This window comes from Pseudoalteromonas luteoviolacea H33-S (assembly GCF_001625695.1).
GTDB classification, from domain to species: domain Bacteria; phylum Pseudomonadota; class Gammaproteobacteria; order Enterobacterales; family Alteromonadaceae; genus Pseudoalteromonas; species Pseudoalteromonas luteoviolacea_B.
In genome coordinates this window covers 76,284-98,522 of sequence record NZ_AUXY01000035.1, presented here as the reverse complement: position 1 = coordinate 98,522, position 22,239 = coordinate 76,284, and the positions used below count along the sequence as shown (strand labels likewise).

The window sequence follows — 22,239 nt, the reverse complement described above, 5'->3', positions numbered from 1 at the left end:
AGCAGTGTGGTTGCTGCCTGCCTATTTTTTTTGCTCATCCTGCTTTGCAAAACTGACTTTATCTATATTTAACTCGTTTAACAGCGACATTAAACCATGCACATCCTGATACTGGGTTTTACTGCCCACATTTAAATGCACACTTAAATCTGTCTGCTCCGCTTGTTCAGCTAAATAGTGTCTGACTTGAGCTTGGTTAAGCGTTTGGCCGTTTACTCGCCATGTGCCCTTGTCATTAATTGATAGAGTGAGCTGTGCAGATTGTACGGCTTGAGTTTGTCCATTGCTGACATCGACATTAAGCGCTTTGGTGAGCAAAGGGGAGGTGATCAGAACAATGACCAGCAATACCAGCATGACATCAATCAAAGGCAGCATATTGGGCTCTTTAATGCTAGGTGTCTGTCCATCTTGCTGATTAAAATCCATATTAAGATCCCGATAAATGTGCAGGCGAGTGGCCAGTTAATAGGTAATTATGCCACTGCTGGGCAAAATAATTGAGGTCAGTTTGTAGCTGCTCATATTGCTTGGCAAAAAAGTTATAAAACAACACTGCTGGAATGGCAACAGCGATACCCACTCCAGTGATAATCAGTGCCTCAGCAATGGCTGGCGCGAGGGCGGTCAGCGTTGTCGTTGTTTGCTCGCCAATGACATTCAGGGATAAGTGAATGCCCCAGACTGTGCCGAGTAAACCGATAAAGGGCGCGCAGGCGGCGGTGGTAGCAAGTAAGTTCAAGCCATGCTTAGGTAAGGCGCGCTTACTGTACAGCGTTAATTGACTGGCGAGAAAATCAGACAATGATAGTTGTTCACTGGGGGCGTCTAGATATTGCTGCTTTGCCAAGTTGCCAACTTTTGCAATGTGGTAATACAGACCAAAGCGTTTAAAAAGTTTAGGGCTTGGCGATACATGGGCTTGTCGAAATGCGACCATTGTTTCTTGTTTATGCCACAGTTGCTTTGCGTAACTTTGTTGGCGTTTGATACATAGCAAAGACCAGCACAAATGAAGTGCTCGGCTCCAAGTCAAACATGACATGGCTAAAAGCAGTAAAAAAATGGTAAGAATGATTGGGTCAAACTGGCTGAGATATATAAATATGTTTGTCATTATGGGGTGGGCTCGATGGTTTTATTGGTATGTATGTGGGCTTTTTCAATTTCAAAAATAATACGTTGCTGGTACCAGTGTGAAACCGCTTCGTTATTGAGTAATGTGGGATAAAAAGACCAGTCTAAAATGGCGCGTTTCGCGGCCATATCTAGGGTATTAAAGCCACTGCTTTTGACAATGCGTGGAGACTCTACACCACCACGGGCATTGACCAAAAACGTGATGGTGACAACGCCTTGTTGGCCAGCGGCTTTTGCATCTTCTGGGTAGACTGGCTGCGGCGTGTTAACTGGCCTAGCAAGCTGCTTCTGGTGTGCAGGTGTAGCTCTTGCACTGATACCATTTTGTTTAGGTATTTCTTGATTGTGAGTGCTTACCAATGGTTTGGGTTTCGCATTTTCATTTGGTGTGGCGTGCTGTTGCGTGTTTGTGTGTGCAAAGTCACTTTGCTGCGGTGTGTTTGCCGCTGGAGGCGGTAATTCTGCCAGCGTCATTGTAAGGTGATTCGGTACTATAGAGATTGCTTCTTTTTTATCATCAGTCAAAAACCCCAGTACAAGTATGTGCAGGGCCGCAACCAATATTAGCAAAACAACAAATCGCATCATCCAATCACAGTTATTTGGTTTAAATCATGCTTATGGTATTGAATTGTTTAATACTAATCAATAATTAGCCCGCCGAGCAACATACGACATTGACGGCGAGCTAGGCATTAAGATGTTACTCGGTGGTGCCTTTGTGGTAGTGCTTTGCTATTAATAAGCACAGTATTGCCATGGTCATTAGCGCACCATTGACCCACCATATCCCTTTATCGGCCAGCAATAGTGGTTGTATGGCTAACATACCGTTGAATAAATCATAGGCGGGCGCCAATAAAAAGAGTAAAGCGGCCACCATTAATTGCTGGACCATGACTTGCCTTGGCGCGTTTATAACAAAAGCATGGAGCATGGCAAAAAACCAACTGAGATGAAATACAGGCACTAGTATATTTTGCATCGCAAAATACTCAGACAAAAAGCGTGTGATGACAAAGCACATGGCGACTGAGATGAATACGCCGCTTGAAAGGGCTAAAGTCATTGCACTGACAAAGCGCAAACCTATTTTGCTTTGCTGACGCTTTTTTGCCCGCTTTTCTAACCAGATCAGGTTACCGGTTAAAATCAAATAACAGCACGCAAGACCCATTAAAAACATTAAAAAGCGCATGAGATCTCCGCCAAACGTCCCGTAATGCAGCGCTTCAAACGTCGCTGCGCTTGCCTGCGCCGGATTATGTTTGGTGATATCGCCGCTCAGTTGCGTAAAGTCATCTAATGCAAAGCGCAGTCTATGATATTCATGCAATGATCCGGGGTGGCGCAAAATCACTTCAACGTGAGCGGCTTTGTCTGTCATACCATATGAAAATAGATAGGTAAGCTGATGCGTTGGGTAGCGCGTTTTAATGTGTGATAACAAGGCATCATATTGTTGCGTTGGCAGCGTCAGGCCACTGGCTGTTTGTTGTATTGCATCCGGTTTACCAAGCGCTTTATCCAGTTCACTAAAGTCGCCATTAAATGCTGCAAACCCAAAGCTGGCTTGAAATAATAATGCGAGATTGAAATAGACGCCGGTCAGTGCATACATAAAGGTATAAGGAAATGCACTCACCCCAATCAATATATGGCCATCAAGGTATTTATCTTTGGCTTTGTTGGTCCGATATTGATAGTAATGACTGATGATTTTTTTTAGGTGGATGAGCAGGCCTGTTAGCAGCACCACAAAAAAAATTAAAGTGATTATCCCGACCAGTTCAAATCCAATGTTTGGAATATACAGGTGGTAGTGCATGCGATACAGCATGTCGGCAAGAAAAAACTGATTGCGATCGAGGTCGAGTAAACGTCCATCATCGGCGGCAAAACTGTAGTTTAAATATTGTCGTTTACCGTCTTGTGTAGCGAGAAAAAACACCGTGTAAAACGGTTTATTTTCGCTAGGTAAATCAATGCTGATTCGGTCATTGAAGCGAATGTCATAGCCAAGCCCTTGCAACTTATCAATGACGTGACTGATGGGGACTTGCTCTGTGGGCAAGGCTTTATGAAAGTTATGAAATCGGTCCCATTGATGAATCTCAGCGCGATAAAAAGAGAGGCTACCACAGACAAAAATAATCATGAGTGCGCCAGAAATAATCAAGCCAAGCCAAGTGTGCGCATGGGTGAGGTTTTTTAAAGTATCTTTAGAAAACATGAAGAAACCATTAGGTAAAAAAGGCTGTCAGATAAATGAGCACTGCGGGCGCAGCGCAATATAGGCCGCGAAGCCAAGCCGCTTTGGCACTGCTTGCGCCATAGCAATACGTCATGATGCATGCCCAACCGGTTAGACCAACCGTCATGAAAAAAGCAGCGGAGATGGCGCTTAAGTCACTATAAAAATGGATTAAACTACTAGGGAGCAAAGTGATGGTGATTAAACCGCAGATGAAGCCCGCAAACGTTTTATGCCACATAAAGGCCTCCAAAAACAAAATGCAAAGCAGTGGCAATTAGCACAAACACAATCACACTTGGCCAAACTGCGTGATTAAAGTGGTGAATTAAAAAAACCGGTGCCGCAAGGGCAAACATACTTAATAGTAGGGTATAAGTAAGTGCGGCACCGATTGTCATACCTATTTGCACAAAGCCCCACACTGCGAGCAGGCATAGGATCAGTGCAAATAGGTGTAACAATAGGCGTCCAGATAAGGGACGTGATAGCCATCGCTGTCGTGTGCTGGTTGCATAGTACAGCACGCCGCATAGCCATAAACTGGGCAAAAAATAATACATCATCATAGTCACGTATTGGCGGCTTTCGCCGCCTTATTGTTATTAGAATTTATAGTTGGCGTTGATGACCCAAGTACGTGGGGAACCCGCTTTTTTAGGTACAAACCCGTATGTATCGTAGTAAGACTCATCTAATAGGTTGCGCACATGTACCTTCACATCCAGTTGCTCGGTGACCTGATAACCAAGGTGAGCTGAAACCAGGGTTTCACCTTGCTTGGTATCGGCCAGTGAACCACGTCGAGTACCCGCTGGTAGCCCTAGGTCAACGCCACGAGGTGCCAATACGTTGACTGTGGTGTCATCGTTCCACTGCAAGCCAAGGCCTGCTCGCCAATCATGGTATTGATAGCTTGTGTTTAACTTAAGCAGCTTGCGTGGCGCTTCTTTGTTGACGTCTTCACCTTGCTGATCTTCTAGTGAGAACTCGCTATAACTGGCGTTAAGTTGCCAGTTTTCAGTGATATCACCCGCGATTTCAAGCTCAAAACCGGTTGAGTTTGCACCGTCGACTTGGCGGTATCGAATGGGGGTTGCATTGGCATACTCTGGAATGGCTTCCGCGACGTTTTTCAGCAAAGTATCAAATGCAGCAAAGTTGATATTAAATTTATCGTCAAATAGCGCCAGCTTGAGTCCAAGTTCAATATTTTGGCCGGTAATGGCTTCAATTGGTGCTAGGTTAACATCAACCAAGCCGGGTTGAGGCTTGTATGTATCCGTGTAACTTGCATAGATGTTTAAAGTGTCGAGGGGACTGTATACTAGACCTAAGTACTTACTGTCGCCATCATCAGACGACGAAGAAGCCGAGTGGCCTTGCCAAGACGTATAGTTTTTATTGTTTTGTTTGAATTTATAAAACTTGATACCCGCGATCACATTGACCTGATCATGCACATCGATATTGGTGCTCAGTGCTAATGTTTCTTCATCTACGGCTTCCAGTCTGTCCATGATTTTCTGATTGATGTTTGGCGCTTGTATGTTTCGAGCAGGGTTAGCGTCAAACACGCTTGCCATTGGGTAAAAAGCACGACGACCTTCAGGTGTTTCCTCTTCGTACGTTACATTTGTATATTCTGTCTCGTTGTTTAAGTAAGTAATATTGATTTGGTGCTCGCGATCAAACAGTTCAATTCGGCCGATTGCACTGGCTGTCATAGTCGTTACTTCGCCTTCATCGGCAAAAAGTGAATCGATACCAAATAGGCCAAGACCTGTTTTAGGATCTGCGGATGATGAGAAGTAGGTGAAAATAGACTCTAAATCATTGGTTCCGTGGTAAATTGCACCATTGAGCTGCCAATCAAGGTTTAACTGGTGAGAGATCTTAAAGGTATAACCAGTATGCTCTCTATTTTGAAATGCATTTGGCGAGGCGAGGTTAGTTGATGCGGGTAAATCTGTACGGCTGCCATCGTTATAAAAAATAGGCACTCCCCACTGCACACCATGATGATCTAGTTTTTGGTGGTGAAGTGTCAAAGCGGCTTCAGTTTGCTCTTGTGCGCCAAAATAGCCATGAAACTGTGTGTAGAACACCTGCTTTTGGGTGTCTTCTCTATCTACATAGGTATCACCATCTTCTAATACCAAGACAACGCGTGCCGCATATTTACCGTCTTCGGTTAAGGCACTACTGGCATCTAGCTCAGCGCGTTTGTGGTTGAAGCTACCCAGCTCGGCTGAGACATTCAGTAAACGTTCGCGTGTTGGTTTTTTAGAGATAAGGTTTACGGTTGCTGATGGCTCACCTGCACCCGCCATTAAACCAGCCGCACCACGCAGTACTTCGACTGAGTCATAAACGGCACTGTCTAAGCGAAATTCTTGGCCGCGAGAAAAACCTGCTGGCATGCCGTCTTTAACATATTCATTGACGTAAAAACCGCGAGAAGAAAACAGCGTATCGTCTGATGTACCATATTTATAGCGATAAACACCCGCGCTATTGTTGAGCACATCTTCAACATCATCCAGTCCATAATATTCAATAAAATTAGCATCTAAGACTGAAATTGACTGAGGGGTTTCCTTAACAGATAAATCAAGCCCAGTTGGTGAGGAGCTACGCTCAATGGGCTGACCTAAAATCTCGATGGTTTCAACGGCTTTGACATGCATATCGGGTAGTTGTGCGACAGGCGCGTCAGTATCCGCATCATAGATGACGTAGCCGGTGTCTGTTTTTGCAAAGCTGAGTCCAGTGCCGGCCAATAATTGGGTGATGGCTTGGTGAACGCTCAAATTGCCTAAAATCTGGTTGCTTCTGAGATCTTTACTTAGCTTACTGTTGACTGAAATAGAAGTACCCGTTTGCTCTCCCAACTCTGAAATTGCTTGATCAAGCGTGCTCACAGGTAAATTTAACGCGTGGACTTGATCCTCTGCCATAGTGTGCATGGGAGAGGCAAGCAGTACACCCGAGAGACTCGCTGCGAGTAGGCTAAATTTAAATGATTTAATAGGCTGAGCAACCATGATTTTCCTTAGTTTAAAATAATGTGTCACTCTCTATGCCCCGTGAGCAGCCAAAATCTGCCAAATTTTTTCAATTTATTTTTTAATTTTTCTTACAATATTGAAATTTATGGTTTTTTATTAATTACCTGCCAGACATTTGGCACACCATTGAGTGTCAGTTCAGGGAAGGTACTGAGTATTTGCGATAGGATTTGCTTGGGATCTGTCAGAGAAAAAGTGCCGCTAATATGCAATTGAGCAGCCGCTGGCGCAACTCTGATACTGCCATGCAAATAGCGAGATAGTTCTGCAATAAATTGCTTAAGCGGCATTTGAGACACACTGAGCATGCCTTTGGTCCAACTTGTCATGTGTCTGGGTGTTTCAACAATGCGTGTGCTATTGCGGTCGGCGATGAGGGTATGGCCTTTGTCTACGGTATAACTTTGCCCATGAGCGACAATATCAAAACGCTGATTTAAGGCACTAAAGCGCACTTGTTTATCGTCATCAAAGAGAATGAATTCATCGCCAAGTTCGGCATTAAAGTGGCAATGAGGGCTCGAGATAGCCAAGGGCACTTGGCAGACAATATGCGCTTCCCCATATTTGAGCCAAAGCGTGTTTGTGTCTAAGTTTATGGCGCTGTGCGTATTTAGGGCAACTTGAGCTTGCGTTAAATGCGTCAACTGCAATTGTTCGCCAATTTGTGCATGGTGATCTGCCAAGTGCGCGCTGATCCCCAACTCTTTTTGATATCGCCAAGTGAGCCAACTAGATATAGACAATGCGGCGATAGATTTTAAGACATGACGGCGGCTTTGATTTGCCTTGGTAATCGTCGACAGTGATTGCGCTGATGATAGCGGCAAGTTTGCAAAGATTTGCTGTGAATGGGTTACTTGCTGCCAGGCTTGCTGGTGGCTGTCGTGTTCGTTTAGCCATTGCTCAAAATCTTGTTTTTGCGCCAGCGATAAGGGGGCGGTTTCATGTTTTACATACCACTCAATCGCTTGCTCAAGGACGTCATGATTTTGCTGCATTATTGAGTCTGTACTTCAATACAGGCAAGTACCGCTTTACACATCGATTTTTGCACCATGTTAACCGTGATCTGTAATTGCTCTGCAATGTCTTTATACGCCATACCGTCAATACGGGCCATAATAAAGACTTGTTGCTCACGCTGCGGCAGCTTTTCTAAAACTTGTGCTAATTGTTCTAATAAATCCACAATTTGCTGTTGCGTTTCGGGGCTTGGCGCTAAGTGCTGTGGCTGTGCAGCAAGCGTCTCTAAATAGGCTTGCTCAATAGAGAGCCTGCGCCAATGATTGTTTACCAGCCCGGTTGCTAAAGTAGTTAGGTAGGCTTTAGGTGATTGTATTTGCTCAAGTGTATTGTTTTTTTGTTTGTTTAAAATCCTGAGAAAGGTATCTTGTGCGATGTCAGCGGCTTGAGCTTGGCAATTTAACTTGCGATATAAAAACTGCTTTAACCATAAATGATGGTCTTGATATAAAGACGTTATTTGCAAAACAACTCCTTCGCCTTTCTCAATAGGAATAAAAATTGTTCGCAATTATAAACTTTAATGCAATATAAGCAAGAGAAGGTTGTTTCTAATAAGGGGTCTTTGAACATTGCTTTGAGCCTTTGGTGTGGAACCTACTCAAATTTACTGGGAGGTAGGTCTAACTGGGGCAGACTCTTCCTCGCGATATCATCACTTTGAGTAAATAAGTGCACAAAGTGGCATCCTTTTTGAGGTGTGATATGATTCCCCAAATACAACGCAATATAGTTCGATTCAACATGGTTAATAATAGAGACGATTTAATTTTAGCGACTTTGAGCAATAGTCAAAAACTTCACAGTGAAAGTTTTGAGTACCAATCTCTATTTTTGAATTTGATCGTGCCAGACGCGACTAACGCGCGTTTTTTACCCAGTGTTTTCATTGAAAATGAACATGCTAGACAGTTTATCGAGCGTAAACTAACCAAAAAGCAATTAGTTGATCTATACGATGCTGAAGGGCAAGTGATAATAGGCAAAGACTGTATTATTAACTGTCTAAAATATGCTTCTAGCGACTGGAAAAAAGCCAACCAAACTATTGAGTCTATTATTGAGCTTGGTGAAAACATTTCTGTTTCTGAAGTTATTCAGGCACCAACGGTATACCCTTTAGAAGGGAATAAGTATCAAATTCTTACGGGGCATAGACGTTTTTTTGCTTTGATCTTTACCTTTGGTCTTGATCATGCCGCGCAATTCAAGGTGTATGACTCAAAACCGTTGTTATACAAAGTAAAGCAGTTTCAAGAAAATGCGAGTCGAGAAGATTTGCCACAATACGGCAAGTTACAAGCCTTTTTATCAGCAATGCAAGAAATTGATGGCATTGATCAAGCAAGGCTAAAAATTGGCGAAAAAAAGATGACCATTAGAGATAAGGCGAAAAATCTTGGTGTCTCAATGGGCGCATTCGATAACTACAATGTGTTAACTCGCTATTCAGAGGTGATTGACGCATATGAAAAAGGTTTGAGCGCGTCGTTTGTTAAGGTTAAAAAGATCATTTTAGAGTGCGAGCAAAACTACAGAGAATTGCACGATAAAAAAGTCTTAAATCTTGGTGATAAGAAGAAAATAGGTGAAACAATAGTTGCTCGTTTGTCCGGTAAAACGACACCAAATGGAAAAAATAAAACGTATAACTTGAAGAAAATAACTCAAGTAGACGTTTTGAAAAAGCTGCTTTTCTTGGATGTTTCTACACTCGATACAGATATCGATTGGGAGCAGTTAGATTGGGATGATCATACTCAAGTTAATAAGGCATTGGAAGGCTTGCTAAATAAACTGCGCTAGGCGCCAGCAAAGTTTCCAAAAAAAAGCAAGAAATGCGCTTCTTGCTTTTTTGTTTGCATTTTGTCTCCGTCCAGTCACCGGATGGATAATGAGACATAGAGCTGAGCAACTTAACCCCTCTCATTTATTACTTTTTATGATTTTCAGACAGACTTGACTCAGCTTTATTACTTTTTATGATTTTCAGACAGACTTGACTCAGCCTCTTTGTGGTTCAATTTCCATGCTATGTATTATTTAATTATGTTGACTATTCAGGGGGGGGACAATTGGCTTCCATTAAATAAGATAAGCTAGCCTCAGAATTAGATCTATCAATTGAGGCATCTATTGTTACCTTTTCTCATTTTAGAATCGTGTGATTATCGGGGAGTTTTTCAATTTCGTCAGCGTTACTCTGTGAGCTTATCTTTTTCACAGCGATTTGAATGTATCTGCATCAATACACTAATTTAACTTTTTAAAAAAAGTAATGAAGTGATAGGCTAGTTTTTCATATGGTTGTTTTTTATAAAAATTATAGTAATTCCAAACAGTTGCAATTTTGCCAAATATGAAAAATAAATTTATATATAACAAAGTCTTACGGTTTGTTTTTTAACTTATCTCGTTGGAGAGCATAACTTTTTTAGCTACCTCTTTTCAATTCTGCTTTCACTTATTTTGAATAATACGTACTGACTAGCCGATTTAGTTTTTGTTTATACTGTGCACTTTAAGATAATAATAGTTTGTCTAGAGTAATACGGATTGAAATTTTAAATCGTGAAAAATAGGCGGTTATGGAATTTTTTAATGGGGTTTGTTTTTTGTACAAAAGACCCTGTAAATTGTTACAACATTCACGTTTTTATAGCTTTGTTTACTTCTATCCAAAAATCAATTGTGTTACTTTGAGCAATAGAAGAGGATAAGGAAACAGAATGATATGAACACTCAAACTGTACAATTTAAAGATATAGGAGCGGTCTCTCAAAGAGAGAGTGAACTGATCAAATTAGCTTATAAACAAGGCTATCTTCAAGGTAGACAAGATGGTGTCAATGGCATACATATGAGCAGTCGTGTCATTGAAAGTGTTGCTTTTTTAGAGGGAGCTGAGAGTTTGCATTGTGAATGATATTAAATATATGAATCGCCAGAAAAGAGCGCTCGTAAGTTCACTGGCGTTTTATTATTTATGAGGGTGTTGTAAGTAAACCTCACGTTATTTTCAATACACTTACAAGTATGACTTATTGTATACACCTTAAGATTCACTATTGTCTCTTGTGTGTACTAAAAAATATGTTAATCGCAGCTTACTTATTGTTTTTTAAGTACTAAAAAATCAATATCGTTCTTATTATAGCTTTTACTCGCTGAATTTTTAGTTAACATAAAGCGCGATTATGATTGTTTATTTTACCTATTTCTCACTTATCTAGTTTTTAAGAGAGCTATATTGTCTTTTTGGTCGTTTCACAAGTAGGTACCGTGAATCAGCGCTATCAGATTAATGGGTGACTCATTCCCACCGAGCACTTGTTTATAATGTATTTTTCAAGAGCTTGTTGTTTTTTCATTGAATAAATTGGTCTTTATTTGTTAGGGGGGCACAAAACAACTTAACTCATATGGTTTTACTCACGCGTGAGTTTAATTTAAATGAACATCAATCAATTGTCATAGTATTTATATGTGAGAGTGGTTCGTATATTTGAAGCCTTTTCAAAGCAGCGAGTAGGAATTGGTACAGCGTGTTATCAACAGTAGCTTGTATTTTGAATGCTTAATTATTTTTTAATTCATTGTTTTTAAAGGTTTTATTTTCATGGTGGTGCTGGGCGGCATCACCTTTCCCTAGCGCTGAGACAACACAATACTTGTTTGACTCCATAGATATGATTTTATTTCAGTCAGGTAATGATAGGGTAGTGGGCAAGCATAATGATGACCTCATCTATGCCTTACATGCGTCGGGATCTGCGGGTTCGCCAAAAAGTGTTGAAATCACGCGTAACGCGTTGAGTAACTTCATTCAATCATAGTAAGTAACTTCTTCTAAATTAGCGGTAATAATCACGAATTAATCCGATATAACATCACTTTCAAATAAACGTTTATTCGTTGGCTTAAATACAGGTGATTTATTTACCAACTCTTTGATTGTCAAATTAAACGGTTTTATCGATGGCTAAACGTTGTTGAAAAAAGTATATATCAACATCCGCAAAGCGCGCAGGCAAAAAGGGGGGAGGTGAATACACAAGCGGTTGGAACTATACTTGAAGAAAAGAAAAGAAAAGAAAAGAGAAGCTCGAAGTGACGTATGGAGCAACAAAATGGCTCAGAGGCTGCTTTCATTGGAATGGCATATGATTGAAGCTGTGAGGTTTAGTATGCTCAGCGACCAGCATGATACATAAGTGAGTATAAAGATAAAAAGCAGAATGAAGTAAAGGAATGTTTAATATTGAATTCGTACAGTATAAATCGATACCTAATGACATTATACCTAGCGAGCTCGATTTGGCCGCGGTGGGTGTAAGTACACAAAGTGGTTTAAATATAAAAGCATATAATGTACTGAGTTCGCTGCATCTCACTTACTCAAAAGCATTGAATAAAAACGTCTACAGTTACTGGGACAGTGTAGCAAGCTATGAAAAACATCAGATGAAGCATACTACCAACTGCTGTTGCAACTACAGTTATCAATCACGCCGTTGAGCGGCGGTCCCAGCGATGTCGATAATGCTGCGACACGTTGGGGGTGGGACTAGAAGTTTGATTGCTTATCGCTATTCGAAACACATTTAGAGTTAAAATTAGCACCTAATGAATGTGTAAACTTTAACAGTAAGACTTGGACGCACTTTTCGATGAAATGGGCTACCCAGTCTGGTAAGAGAAATGTTGGCGTTGCATTTACCTAACGGTATGTGGATAAATCATAAGTGATTCTTAAGCTGACTGAATAAGGTATCGCAGATATACATAGTCTATTAATAGCTCATCTCATCAGCGACTTACTACGTGTAATGTCTCAAGCCATGCATGCGATTTATTTAAAAATTCCAGTTAAAGTGTTTGTTAATGTCTATACTAGGTTGCATGGTCAAACTAATTAGGATAGGTACCAAGGATGCGTTATGAGTAGTAGATATGTGGTGTTTGTAACTGTGTGTTTGCTTTTCATCGTGGCTGTGCTTTTTGCAAAGTTCAAAGCGTCACAGCAGCATCAATGGCAACAGGATGAAGAGGTTCATTCTACAGAAATTATTTACCAAGAATTGAGCGTAGATGCCCCTATCCAACCCTTACCTGTGGTAAAGGAGTACGATGTTGCATGGGCGCAATTAGGAAAAGCTTTATTCAAAAGCCCCTTACTTTCATCGGATAACACGGTATCTTGTGCATCATGTCATGACCTTTACAATGGCGGAGATGATGGTTTTCCTGTGTCGGTTGGTATTAAGCAGCAACTTGGTACCCGTAACTCTCCTACTGTGATTAATTCCGTACTCAATTTTAGGCAATTTTGGGATGGTCGTAGCCCAAATTTAGAGTCGCAAACACCCGAGCCTATCCATAACCCGATGGAAATGGGTACTAACTGGCAAGAGGTGATAAAAAAACTCAGTGGCCAACCGGGGTTTGTAAAAAGTTTCAATGCGGTTTCAAGCGATGGGATCACAGCAGACAATATTATCAAAGCCTTAGTCGCATTTGAGGCGTCTCTTATTTCTCAAAACAGCCCAATTGATGACTTTTTGCTTGGCAACCGCAGTGCTTTGACGCTTCAGCAACAGCGAGGGTATGACAAGTTTGTATCATACGGTTGTGTTACTTGTCATCAAGGGCGAAATATAGGTGGGAACTTATATCAAAAAGTGGGGCGCTTAGATAAAGTGCCGGCTCAGTTGCTCGATGACTTCGGGCGCTATGAATTGACACAAAACCCGCAAGATAAGTACGTTTTTAAAGTGCCCAGTTTACGTAATGTGGCGTTGACTGCACCCTATTTTCATAATGGGTCGGTTGACAGTTTGTCTGATGCGATCCGCATTATGGCAAGAGGTCAATTGGGTTTGGATTTAAGTGATGAGGATGTTGCGGATATTGAGGCGTTACTGCAATCATTTTCAGGAGAGTTGCCGAGGTCTTTAGCCGAGTGAAATATTTAATAGAAGGATGTTTGCTAGTACTCATTTGGATGTTTGGCGCTCAGGCAATTGATGCTTATTTTATTAGTGCGCACCATGAGCAAGAGCTTAAGTTGAAAAGGCAGCTTCAAGGCATCGCGACGGAGTTGTCTCTGGAGACTTTTTCTGCAATGGACCGCAATGTCTATCACTTTGATAGACATGCTCAGAAGCAGTTAGAGTTTGAACGCGTGATCAATGAGCTCATGCTTAATGCAAGATTAAGTACTGAGCTTAAGTCGTCACTCGACGAGTTTAAAAATATCATAGATACCTATATGCAATTGGCATCCATGTTGAAAACATCATATCGATATATTGCGCAACTTGAGTTGGCAAAAGATGACTTTGATGCAGATACACAAGCGTTGATCAGCAGCAGTGTTGCGCTGGTTTCTAATCTCCATGTCACCAATTCTGTGCCAGTGGTTGATGGTGTTAACCACCAGTTATCCATTTTGGTATCTCAGCTAAAGCAGAGAGAGTCTCAAGCGCCTAAACTGAGAGTACTACGGCTGCATATCGAGTTTGTGTTGGAAAATGCACTTAAAGCATCCAATTTACTTGTGCCCATTCAACAAAGCGATGTTGCGATGGTTATCTTGCGTGATATTAATGGTGTTTCTCAGTCAATTGATACTGTTAAGTGGCAAATGATGCGTGCTCTTTTTTTACTTATTTGTGTGATTTTTTTACTGATTATTCTTGCACTCGCTCGCCTGTTAGTTGACTTAAAACAAGCGAATTTTATGGCGAACCAAGCAGCAGAAACCAAATCTCTGTTTGTGTCTAACATGTCTCATGAAATTCGTACGCCAATGAATGGGATTTTGGGCCTAACAGATATTTTGCTCTCAACAGAGCTAACGGGTGTGCAGCGCAACTACCTTGAGAAGGTGCGCTTCTCAGCCAATGCGTTGACCACCATTATTAATGATATTTTGGACTTTTCTAAAATTGAGTCTAAAAAGCTGCATATTGAGCATGTTCCGTTTCAATTTGAAGACTTACTGGATAATTTACGTTCTTTAATTACCCCACTTGCCAATACTAAGGGCGTGAAACTGGTTTTTGATTTAGACCCAACACTTAGCAAACAGTATATTGGTGATCCGGTTAGAATTAATCAAATTATGCTTAACTTTGCGTCGAATGCGGTCAAATTCACTGAAGAGGGAACGATTACACTCAGGGTAAAGCAACAGCAGCAAGATGGGGATAAGGTCTGGGTTTTGGTCGCCATTGAAGATACTGGCATCGGAATTGCGGCAGATAAAGTGGAGCAGTTATTTGAGCGCTTTACACAAGCAGAGTCATCGACCACACGAAAGTATGGTGGTACGGGACTTGGATTGACCATTTGCAAGCTGCTTGCAGAGTTAATGGGAGGAGAAATTCTGGTACGTAGTGAGTTGGGTAAAGGGTCTCAATTCTCGGTGAAACTGCCTCTTGAACTTGTGACCGGTGCTCAAGCAGAGATTGAGCATCAGATGTTATCTGGCTCAATTTTAATTGTTGAAGATGACCCTATTTATTTAGAGATAAGTCAAAATATTGCACACTCGATTGGACTGCAAGTGACAGGGGTGACGACCGGACAAGATGCGCAATCAATATTAACAGAGCAGGCATTTGATACTTTATTAGTCGATTGGGTTTTACCTGACTGTGAAGCCAATGAACTGTTAAATAAGCTCAGTGAGCAAAACAACTTGCCTAAAAAAGTCGTGATTTATACAGCCCATACCAGAGAGAGCATTGAGACTGGGTCGGGCTTTCCGATTTTGTACAAGCCGCTATTGAAAAGAGATTTGATTGAAGCGCTGACAACGGAAACAATGACGTCGCAGCCGAAAAAGCAGCCAAAACAGCTAAATCCTGAAGTCACAGATAAGCAGCAAGGTAAAAAGTCACAAGATGTGGGCTCTGATGTGCTGCAAGGTAACAGCATGCGCGTACTACTGGTTGAAGACAATGAAATCAACAGGATCGTTGCGCTCAAGTTACTGGGACGTATTACAGGTGTTGAGGTCGAAGTTGCACAAGACGGTCAAGCGGCGGTGAACACAATCACAAAGCAGCAAGGGCGTTTTGATATTGTATTTATGGACATTCAGATGCCAGTCATGGATGGTGTAGAAGCGACCAAACGTATACGTGAAAAATATACTGCGGAGCAACTAAAAATCGTCGCGCTTACGGCAAATGTTATGCAATCTGAAGTGGACAAATATCTAGCAATTGGCATGAATGGTCACTTGGGTAAGCCATTTAAAATGAATGAGCTAGAAGCGGTGTTTAAACATCATATGACAGAGTTAAATTCATAATCAGACCTCGTAGCCAAGGGGAGGCTACGAGGAAGGTTGGGGTCTAGTTTTGCTTTAATGTTAGCAGGTGGTCCATATCATATAGCTTATAAATATGTTGCATCGCCGCTTCTCTTGCTTGATTGGTTGCTTCAATGACCGGATTAAGTCCTGAGCCATCCACTGTGGTTCTAAACGGACGCTCCGCTGCTGGTGTCTTCAATAATTCAAGTACTGCGTCGGCAACCATTTGTGGACTCGGGGCTGTATCCGCATCGTGTCCGGCTTCAGTGCCTGCCCACATTTGCTCGGGGGCATCGGCAAACTCACCATAGCTTTGAGTGACTGCTTTATCACTTGAACGCAATAGATTTGCGCCAAAGTCGGTACCAAAACCACCTGGCTGTACAATAAGAGATTGGATACCGAATTGAGAAAGCTCTACTCTGTAGTTCTCTGCCAATCCTTCCACGGCGTGTTTGGTGGCATTGTAAGAGCCCAAAAATGGCAATACAAACTGACCTAGAATACTTGATACTTGAATAAGTGTACCGCTACCACGCTGTTTCATGTGCCCTAATATCGCACGCGTCATGCGCTGTACGCCAAATACATTGATGTCGAATACTTTTTTGAAGTCATCAATATCAAAGCTTTCTTGCCAGCCCAATGTGCCCACACCAGCGTTATTAATCACAACATCAATATGCCCGGCTTGCTCGATGGCTAAAGCGACGCCGTCAGTCACGCTTTTATCATCGGTGACGTCAATGTCGATAACCATGATGCCGTTGGCTTTGAGCTCGTTGGCAATCGATGCATTTCGCCCTTGAGGGTCACGCATTGTGCCCACCACTTTAAAACCTTGGCGAACAAGGGTGTTTGCGATCAGGTATCCAAAACCACTGTTAGAACCGGTAACTAAAACAGACTGTGTCATATCTTTACTCCAAAATTAGCTCTCTGTTGAATTGCGTTTAGATTATCGATGTTAGTGGTATTAATGAAATTAATTACTTTTATTTAGGTATTAGTAATATTAATTCGCAGTGGGTGAGCCAAGTGTGTCGGGTATGCATATGGGTTAAATTTAATCAAAATTGCAAAGTGATTGATTGCAGATGATGTAAGAGAGCGACATGCCATTGAGTACATAGGTTTTTGAAGTGGAGGCGAGTACAGTAGGAACAAAAAAAGCGTGCCGAGGCACGCTTTATCGTAAAAGAGCGGGTTATTGCTCAAGTTGTTTTAGTAGAGCTTTTGCTACACCGACAGAAGACTTGTTGTTTTGGCCTGTAATGAGTTCGCGGTCAACAACAATATGTGGATACCAATCTTGTTCACCGCGGGAGTATTTACCGCCCGCTTTAGTTAAGGCATCCTGCGGCCAATAGTGTAGTTCATCGCCGCCTAGGTAATATTTCGTTGCGACAGTCTCTTCTGAATTACTAAATGTGGTCATTTTATAGTCTGCATACACCCAGCCCTGTGCAGGTTTAGCATCTTTGTTTTGTTTCATCTGTGTTTCAAACTCTGCTGCATTAGGCAATGCGGAGAGCAGTGCTACCGGCCCATGGCAAACCAATCCTGTCGGTTTTTGCGCTGAGTTAAAATGTTTTAAGAATTCACCTAACTGTGGATTGGCAACCAGATCTCCCAGCGGCGCATGTCCACCCGGTACAAATACGGCATCAAATTGCTCGATACCAATTTGCTCAATACGAGAGAAGCTCACAACAGGGCTGTGTGACTTATCATCGATCATCAGTTGATTGAATAACGCTTTATGCGCTGTGTAGTTTGCTTTGCTGGTATCTAAAAAGTGATCAGCGGTATCAGACACTGGGTCTAGTCTTGGGGCCATGCCTTTTGGTGAGGCAAAGGTTAAGGTGTGACCCGCTTCTAAAAAGAGTTTCACAGGCTCCATTAGTTCATTGAGATATACACCCGTTTTGTATTCGGTACCATTTTTGAGGGTCATTTGTGCGGTATCTGACATCACAACCAAGATGTCGTCAGCCAGCGCGATTGGGCTTAAAGTCAAAGTGCTTAGTGCCAGTAGTGTTTTTAATTTCATGGTGCTTCCTATTTTTTAAAACTGTGTATTTGTTTGATGTCACACAGCTTATGAATTTAACCTTCATTAATGAAATTAATTGACATAATATAGTTATGAGTATGATTAATAGTTGAGTGGTGGTATGGCTAATATTTCAGATATCGAATTGAATCAATTGAGATTGTTGCAGATTATATTCGAGACAAAAAACTTAACTCGAGCAGGCGAGAGAGCGGGGCTGACACAGTCGGCGGTGAGCCATACCCTCAAAAAGCTGCGTCATAGTTTTAATGATTCGCTGGTGATCCGCCAAGGCAATCAGTTAGTCATGACGCCTCGTGCAGAGACATTAAAGCCGCAACTTAATCGTTGGTTAAATGATTTTGAAAAGAATATTCTCTTTCAAGAGCAGTTTGAACCAACAACCTCGACACGTACATTTTATATCGCCACGAGTGATCTGGTAGAGCAAGCCCTATCAGCGCCATTGATCACCCATTTAGCTAAGGTAGCACCACAAGTGCGGGTTGTGTTCACCAAGTTGGACAAACGCGGGTTGGCCAGTCAAATTGAAAGCGGTGAAGTAGATTTTTCAATTAGTGTTGTTGAGTCCAGCCACCCGAGCTTGATGGTGACAACCCTATATCGTGATGATTTTGTCTCGGTGGTAAAAAATGACCATCCAATATTGGCAAATCCGCAGGATGTTAAGTTGTTTTGCCAATACCCTCATTTGCTCGCGGGCACTGGCAAAGACACCCGAGGCATGGTGGATGATGCGTTAAATGAGCATGGTCTCTCACGGACTGTGCAGTACAAGGTCGCTAATTTCTCAAGTGCGCCATATATCGTTGAGCAAAGTGATGCCATTTTTACTGCACCAAGGCGTTTTCTCGATGCGATAAGTAAGCAATTTCAAATCTCTCAATTCGAAACACCGATACCCATGAAAAGTTATGCCATGAAAGTATACTGGCATATTAAAAATAAAGATGAGCAGGCAATTAAGTGGTTTCGCGAACAGCTTGTGGCGGTGGCCAGAACATAGTGATGATTTTGATTTATCGGGTTTGTGCTGTGGCTAGACGCAATTAACTGTATAAACATGGTGATTGATTTATTATCGGTGTGAAAATAAACAAGGAGAGCATGATGCGTGCACTGTCTTTTTTGAGTGGTTTGTTACTGGTAGGTTGCTCCGGTATGCAAGCTGTCCCTTCTTTTGATGCTAACAATTGGCGCTATGCGACCGATCCTCATGGCAGCCAAGTGATTTTGGATGAGCCTCTTGTACAGGATGACCGAGTTAAAATTGGCTTTGATCGCGTCCCAAGAGTTGATAAGCAAAATAACTCGTGGGTAGAGCTCATTTACGATATTCCCAAGGGCAACTTGATTGATTTAACGACCATTGAAGTCACTTATCAAAGTGATAAGCCGTTAGTGATTAAGCTGTCGCAAACTGAATATGGTGGCGATGGTGATAAAAGCTACGCGCATTATCAGGTGGTTTTGCCAAAGGCGCTTGAGCCGAAAACACAGCAGGTTACCCTTGAGCAGTTTGCTCGACCAGATTGGACGCCTAATTGGTCACAAGATAAAGGCATAGTAACTGCTTCTGTCTCTGCGCTGTATTTTGTGCCTGATTTAACCGACAAAGCGGGCGGTCGCGCGATGATGACGATCCATGGGCTGACTTTAAAATAGCCAAGGTGCCTTAATGGCACCTATTCCATCTTCTAACGATGGGACTGACCACATCATGAATAAATGGTCACTTTTTGCTTGCTCGATGAGAATGATTTAACCAAGGAGTTACAGGATTAATTTGAAAATTGGCTAATATTGGCAATGATTAAGTAAATGCACAAGTGGTTAGATGGTTTATGAATTGTTGTCGATTAAGTTTGTTAGCCGTTTTGGTCTGTAAATAGATAGGGCGGTTATGGGTGTAAAATACCGCTCGACGCCGTGGTTTGTGCCTGCAATATCAGCAGTCTTGGTGTTAACTATATTGCTGTATTACAGCATGTTGGAGCAATCTAAGTTAATTGATAAAGAGCTGTATGAAATAAAAGAGCAGCGGGCATGGCAGGCGGCGTTTATTGCTGAGCAAATCGAACAACGATTGCAGTACGCCGCAGACTCATCGACTAGGCTGGCAAGCGCCCTTCAGTCTAATTTCGAAAGCGCAGATGTTAATCCCACTCAAAAGTTCACCGATCTTATTCAACCGTATCCAGATGGCTCTATTCGCTCGCGCATGGAGGGCTTTAATGGGCAAGAGCAAGCAGGGGTTTATTTACCTGCGGGCACCGACTTATCTGCGCTGCAAACAAGACGGTTACTGATTGCTAAACAGACGGTGGAGACGTTTGGTCAAGGGGCGCTGTCGAATCAATTCTCTGATACTTGGTTTATGAATGAAGCAGGCGGTATCGTTATTTTTTGGCCAGACGAGCCTGATTTTGTGTTTAAGGCAAAAGCAGGCTTCAGTTATAAAGGAACCCCTTGGCTTACCTCTGATACGCCTCCTGGCACATACTGGACGCCATTAATTGAAGATCCGATTCCCGAACTACTTATGTTATCAGCGGTCACGCCTGTTTATATCGATGGTATTTGGTACGGCAATGTCGGTCATGACATTACACTGCAAAGCTTGTTAGATAATGCCAAGCTGCTAAAAGGCGCTCAGCAAAGCAGCTTTATTTTACTCAATGAAAAAAGTGACATTGTCGCGTCAGACATCTCTCATTTGCTACAAACAGAGCAAAGAGCGGGTTTTGAAGCGGTTGAGCAAGGGATCTGGTATGAAGCATATCAAAAGCTATGGTCACATGAGACAGCCTATTTGGCTCATAGGTCTCGGCTTTTTACGATGTCAATTATTGAGTCAAAAGGCTGGGTACTATTAACGTCTATGCCCTTGCAACCCGCGATTGATAAAATTGAGCAAGCCTTTATTGCAGTGCAAACAATGGCATTTATCAGTATTGCAGCAGAGGTCATGATTCTGACTTTGTTGTTTGCGTTTTTTCACCGCCGTAACAAAGCTTATGTCAAACATCTGCAAGATATGTCGCAGAATTTGTCTGATGAGAAACTGCGCTATGAAACCTTGGTTGATAAAATCCCTTCAATCGTCTATCGCTGTAAAAATGATAAGTACTGGACCATGATGTACTTGAATGGCGCGATAGAGTCTGCAACTGGGTATCTTGCCGAGGATTTTATTCAAAATAAAGCGCTTGCGTTTGCTGATATCATTTATCCAGATGATCAAGGAATGGTGTGGCAGGTGATCCAAGATGAGCTGGCAAATAGTGGTCGATTTAAAGTGATTTACCGAGTGATTCACCGTAATGGCGGTATTCGCTGGATGATAGAGCGCGGTGGCTACAGCGATAATCAGCAAAGTATTGAAGGAGTGATCACAGATATTACGGAGCTCAAAGAGGCTGAGCAAAAGTTGAAGGTCGCAAATATGACGCTAGATGAAAAAGTTGCATTGAAGACCGCAGAATTACAAGCAACAAACCAAGATTTGACGGATAAGACGGAGGCACTAGAGGCGTCATTGCAGGCACTGCAGCAGACACAACAAGAGTTAGTTGAAGCGGAGAAAATGGCGTCAATGACCAGTATGGTGGTGGGCATGGCCCATGAGATCAACACGCCACTTGGCAATATCGCCACAGCAGAATCAGTGATGCAGTCGCAGCTAGTGGGGCTGCTCAAGACGATAGACAATGAACAGCTGAAAAAGTCGGAATTACTGAGAGTCTTGGATGTCATTGAACAGAGTTTGCAGTCTAATCATGCTAGCTTGGTACATTTACTGAAATTGAGTGAAAAGTTTCAAGGCTTAGGCTATCGACACGAAACGGATCCAGCGACATCGCGTATATTTACTTTGTCTGAGTTAGTCACTAGCATCATTGAAAAATATGCCGCCAAATTTGCCGATAGGCAAGTGACATGTAGTTTGGAACTAGATCCAGGAATTATGCTGTCGGGGCCCGCCGAGGCCATGGATGAAGTACTGAGCAAGCTGATTGAAAACTCACTTAAACATGGCTTTGTTGATATGCCTTCAGGGAATATTTGGTTAAACGCACAGTTTTCGCAAAACAAACGTATGATCATGCTGACGTACGGTGATGACGGTTGTGGCATTGAGCAGACAATGGCGAGCAATATTTTTGTGCCATTTGCTGGACAAGCGCTTGGCAAGGGAAGTAGTGGGCTTGGTTTGAGCCGCGTATATAACATCATTCACCAAGAGTTTGGTGGTAAAATTGAGCTGCAAACGAAGGCGCAATCAGGTACCCACTTTGTTATTCATTGTCCGGTAAAATAAGTATCTTACCTCTCATTTTTTACT

The 22,239-nt window shown here is 42.2% G+C and carries 20 protein-coding genes; 9 read left to right on the top strand and 11 right to left on the bottom strand.

What is annotated here, in order from left to right; genetic code table 11:
- Nucleotides 1–21 precede the first annotated feature (21 nt).
- The 9 genes from N477_RS02225 to N477_RS02185 all read right to left on the bottom strand — a co-directional run bounded on the left by N477_RS02225 (nt 22) and on the right by N477_RS02185 (nt 7,957).
- The gene (locus N477_RS02225) at nt 22–429 is read right to left on the bottom strand and encodes an ExbD/TolR family protein (protein ID WP_063360988.1); all 408 of its coding nucleotides are present in this window, start codon (nt 427–429) and stop codon (nt 22–24) included.
- Nucleotide 430: 1 nt separating this feature from the next.
- Nucleotides 431–1,117, bottom strand: a complete 687-nt coding sequence (locus N477_RS02220; RefSeq protein WP_063360987.1) for a MotA/TolQ/ExbB proton channel family protein — start codon at nt 1,115–1,117, stop codon at nt 431–433.
- Nucleotides 1,117–1,728 carry an energy transducer TonB gene (locus tag N477_RS02215; RefSeq protein ID WP_063360986.1) on the bottom strand — a complete coding sequence of 204 codons (612 nt, stop codon included), beginning with the start codon at nt 1,726–1,728 and terminating at the stop codon, nt 1,117–1,119. Before N477_RS02215 ends, N477_RS02220 begins: the two co-directional genes overlap by 1 nt.
- A 115-nt stretch (nt 1,729–1,843) precedes the next feature.
- Nucleotides 1,844–3,373 (bottom strand): PepSY-associated TM helix domain-containing protein, encoded by a 1,530-nt coding sequence (locus N477_RS02210; RefSeq protein WP_063360985.1) that lies wholly within the window; start codon nt 3,371–3,373, stop codon nt 1,844–1,846.
- A gap of 10 nt (nt 3,374–3,383) precedes the next feature.
- Nucleotides 3,384–3,635, bottom strand: coding sequence for a hypothetical protein (locus N477_RS02205; RefSeq protein ID WP_063360984.1), 252 nt, complete (start codon nt 3,633–3,635; stop codon nt 3,384–3,386).
- Entirely contained in the window at nt 3,625–3,963 is a 339-nt protein-coding gene (locus N477_RS02200) for a hypothetical protein (RefSeq protein WP_063360983.1), read from the bottom strand. The genes N477_RS02205 and N477_RS02200 overlap by 11 nt, the downstream gene beginning before the upstream one ends.
- A gap of 36 nt (nt 3,964–3,999) precedes the next feature.
- Nucleotides 4,000–6,441: a TonB-dependent siderophore receptor gene (locus N477_RS02195; protein WP_063360982.1), complete on the bottom strand. Its 2,442-nt coding sequence runs from the start codon at nt 6,439–6,441 to the stop codon at nt 4,000–4,002.
- Nucleotides 6,442–6,548: 107 nt separating this feature from the next.
- The gene (locus N477_RS02190) at nt 6,549–7,466 is read right to left on the bottom strand and encodes a DUF4880 domain-containing protein (RefSeq protein ID WP_063360981.1); all 918 of its coding nucleotides are present in this window, start codon (nt 7,464–7,466) and stop codon (nt 6,549–6,551) included.
- On the bottom strand, nt 7,466–7,957 hold the full coding sequence (locus tag N477_RS02185) for a sigma-70 family RNA polymerase sigma factor (protein ID WP_081216379.1): 492 nt from the start codon (nt 7,955–7,957) through the stop codon (nt 7,466–7,468). The genes N477_RS02190 and N477_RS02185 overlap by 1 nt, the downstream gene beginning before the upstream one ends.
- Before the next feature lie 239 nt (nt 7,958–8,196).
- Between N477_RS02185 and N477_RS02180 the strand changes: the two genes are divergently transcribed.
- The 6 genes from N477_RS02180 (at nt 8,197) to N477_RS02155 (ending at nt 15,814) form a co-directional block, all read left to right on the top strand.
- Complete coding sequence (locus N477_RS02180; protein WP_231098067.1) at nt 8,197–9,297, top strand: hypothetical protein; 1,101 nt, start codon at nt 8,197–8,199, stop codon at nt 9,295–9,297.
- A 928-nt stretch (nt 9,298–10,225) separates the two neighbouring features.
- The gene (locus N477_RS02175) at nt 10,226–10,417 is read left to right on the top strand and encodes a hypothetical protein (RefSeq protein WP_063360979.1); all 192 of its coding nucleotides are present in this window, start codon (nt 10,226–10,228) and stop codon (nt 10,415–10,417) included.
- Between the two features lie 763 nt (nt 10,418–11,180).
- Nucleotides 11,181–11,327 (top strand): hypothetical protein, encoded by a 147-nt coding sequence (locus N477_RS25865; RefSeq protein ID WP_155731770.1) that lies wholly within the window; start codon nt 11,181–11,183, stop codon nt 11,325–11,327.
- 415 nt (nt 11,328–11,742) lie between these two features.
- Nucleotides 11,743–12,009: a hypothetical protein gene (locus N477_RS02165; RefSeq protein ID WP_063360977.1), complete on the top strand. Its 267-nt coding sequence runs from the start codon at nt 11,743–11,745 to the stop codon at nt 12,007–12,009.
- Nucleotides 12,010–12,431: 422 nt separating this feature from the next.
- The gene (locus N477_RS02160) at nt 12,432–13,457 is read left to right on the top strand and encodes a cytochrome-c peroxidase (RefSeq protein WP_063360976.1); all 1,026 of its coding nucleotides are present in this window, start codon (nt 12,432–12,434) and stop codon (nt 13,455–13,457) included.
- 20 nt (nt 13,458–13,477) lie between these two features.
- On the top strand, nt 13,478–15,814 hold the full coding sequence (locus N477_RS02155) for a response regulator (protein WP_155731769.1): 2,337 nt from the start codon (nt 13,478–13,480) through the stop codon (nt 15,812–15,814).
- Between the two features lie 43 nt (nt 15,815–15,857).
- Here the strand turns inward: N477_RS02155 and N477_RS02150 are convergent, their stop codons facing one another.
- Both N477_RS02150 and N477_RS02145 read right to left on the bottom strand, forming a co-directional pair.
- A complete protein-coding gene (locus N477_RS02150; protein ID WP_063360974.1) occupies nt 15,858–16,733 on the bottom strand; it encodes an SDR family oxidoreductase in 876 nt (291 codons plus the stop codon).
- Nucleotides 16,734–17,024: 291 nt separating this feature from the next.
- On the bottom strand, nt 17,025–17,870 hold the full coding sequence (locus N477_RS02145) for a type 1 glutamine amidotransferase domain-containing protein (protein WP_063360973.1): 846 nt from the start codon (nt 17,868–17,870) through the stop codon (nt 17,025–17,027).
- A gap of 124 nt (nt 17,871–17,994) precedes the next feature.
- Here N477_RS02145 and N477_RS02140 point away from each other — a divergent pair, with 124 nt between their 5' ends.
- The 3 genes from N477_RS02140 (at nt 17,995) to N477_RS02130 (ending at nt 22,215) form a co-directional block, all read left to right on the top strand.
- Nucleotides 17,995–18,900, top strand: a complete 906-nt coding sequence (locus N477_RS02140; RefSeq protein ID WP_063360972.1) for a LysR family transcriptional regulator — start codon at nt 17,995–17,997, stop codon at nt 18,898–18,900.
- 101 nt (nt 18,901–19,001) lie between these two features.
- Nucleotides 19,002–19,559 carry a hypothetical protein gene (locus N477_RS02135; protein WP_231098066.1) on the top strand — a complete coding sequence of 186 codons (558 nt, stop codon included), beginning with the start codon at nt 19,002–19,004 and terminating at the stop codon, nt 19,557–19,559.
- 238 nt (nt 19,560–19,797) lie between these two features.
- Nucleotides 19,798–22,215: an ATP-binding protein gene (locus N477_RS02130; RefSeq protein ID WP_063360970.1), complete on the top strand. Its 2,418-nt coding sequence runs from the start codon at nt 19,798–19,800 to the stop codon at nt 22,213–22,215.
- Nucleotides 22,216–22,239: the final 24 nt, after the last annotated feature.

Excerpts from the sequence above, each read along its gene's own strand:
- N477_RS02215 (WP_063360986.1), bottom strand. The coding sequence starts at position 1,728 with ATGATGCGATTTGTTGTTTTGCTAATATTGGTTGCGGCCCTGCACATA.
- N477_RS02145 (WP_063360973.1), bottom strand. The coding sequence starts at position 17,870 with ATGAAATTAAAAACACTACTGGCACTAAGCACTTTGACTTTAAGCCCA.
- N477_RS02205 (WP_063360984.1), bottom strand. The coding sequence starts at position 3,635 with ATGTGGCATAAAACGTTTGCGGGCTTCATCTGCGGTTTAATCACCATC.
- N477_RS02220 (WP_063360987.1), bottom strand. The coding sequence starts at position 1,117 with ATGACAAACATATTTATATATCTCAGCCAGTTTGACCCAATCATTCTT.
- N477_RS02140 (WP_063360972.1), top strand. The coding sequence starts at position 17,995 with ATGGCTAATATTTCAGATATCGAATTGAATCAATTGAGATTGTTGCAG.
- N477_RS02180 (WP_231098067.1), top strand. The coding sequence starts at position 8,197 with ATGATTCCCCAAATACAACGCAATATAGTTCGATTCAACATGGTTAAT.
- N477_RS02195 (WP_063360982.1), bottom strand. The coding sequence starts at position 6,441 with ATGGTTGCTCAGCCTATTAAATCATTTAAATTTAGCCTACTCGCAGCG.
- N477_RS02190 (WP_063360981.1), bottom strand. The coding sequence starts at position 7,466 with ATGCAGCAAAATCATGACGTCCTTGAGCAAGCGATTGAGTGGTATGTA.
- N477_RS02225 (WP_063360988.1), bottom strand. The coding sequence starts at position 429 with ATGGATTTTAATCAGCAAGATGGACAGACACCTAGCATTAAAGAGCCC.
- N477_RS25865 (WP_155731770.1), top strand. The coding sequence starts at position 11,181 with ATGATTTTATTTCAGTCAGGTAATGATAGGGTAGTGGGCAAGCATAAT.
- N477_RS02200 (WP_063360983.1), bottom strand. The coding sequence starts at position 3,963 with ATGATGATGTATTATTTTTTGCCCAGTTTATGGCTATGCGGCGTGCTG.
- N477_RS02210 (WP_063360985.1), bottom strand. The coding sequence starts at position 3,373 with ATGTTTTCTAAAGATACTTTAAAAAACCTCACCCATGCGCACACTTGG.
- N477_RS02130 (WP_063360970.1), top strand. The coding sequence starts at position 19,798 with ATGGGTGTAAAATACCGCTCGACGCCGTGGTTTGTGCCTGCAATATCA.
- N477_RS02160 (WP_063360976.1), top strand. The coding sequence starts at position 12,432 with ATGAGTAGTAGATATGTGGTGTTTGTAACTGTGTGTTTGCTTTTCATC.
- N477_RS02165 (WP_063360977.1), top strand. The coding sequence starts at position 11,743 with ATGTTTAATATTGAATTCGTACAGTATAAATCGATACCTAATGACATT.
- N477_RS02150 (WP_063360974.1), bottom strand. The coding sequence starts at position 16,733 with ATGACACAGTCTGTTTTAGTTACCGGTTCTAACAGTGGTTTTGGATAC.
- N477_RS02175 (WP_063360979.1), top strand. The coding sequence starts at position 10,226 with ATGAACACTCAAACTGTACAATTTAAAGATATAGGAGCGGTCTCTCAA.
- N477_RS02135 (WP_231098066.1), top strand. The coding sequence starts at position 19,002 with ATGATGCGTGCACTGTCTTTTTTGAGTGGTTTGTTACTGGTAGGTTGC.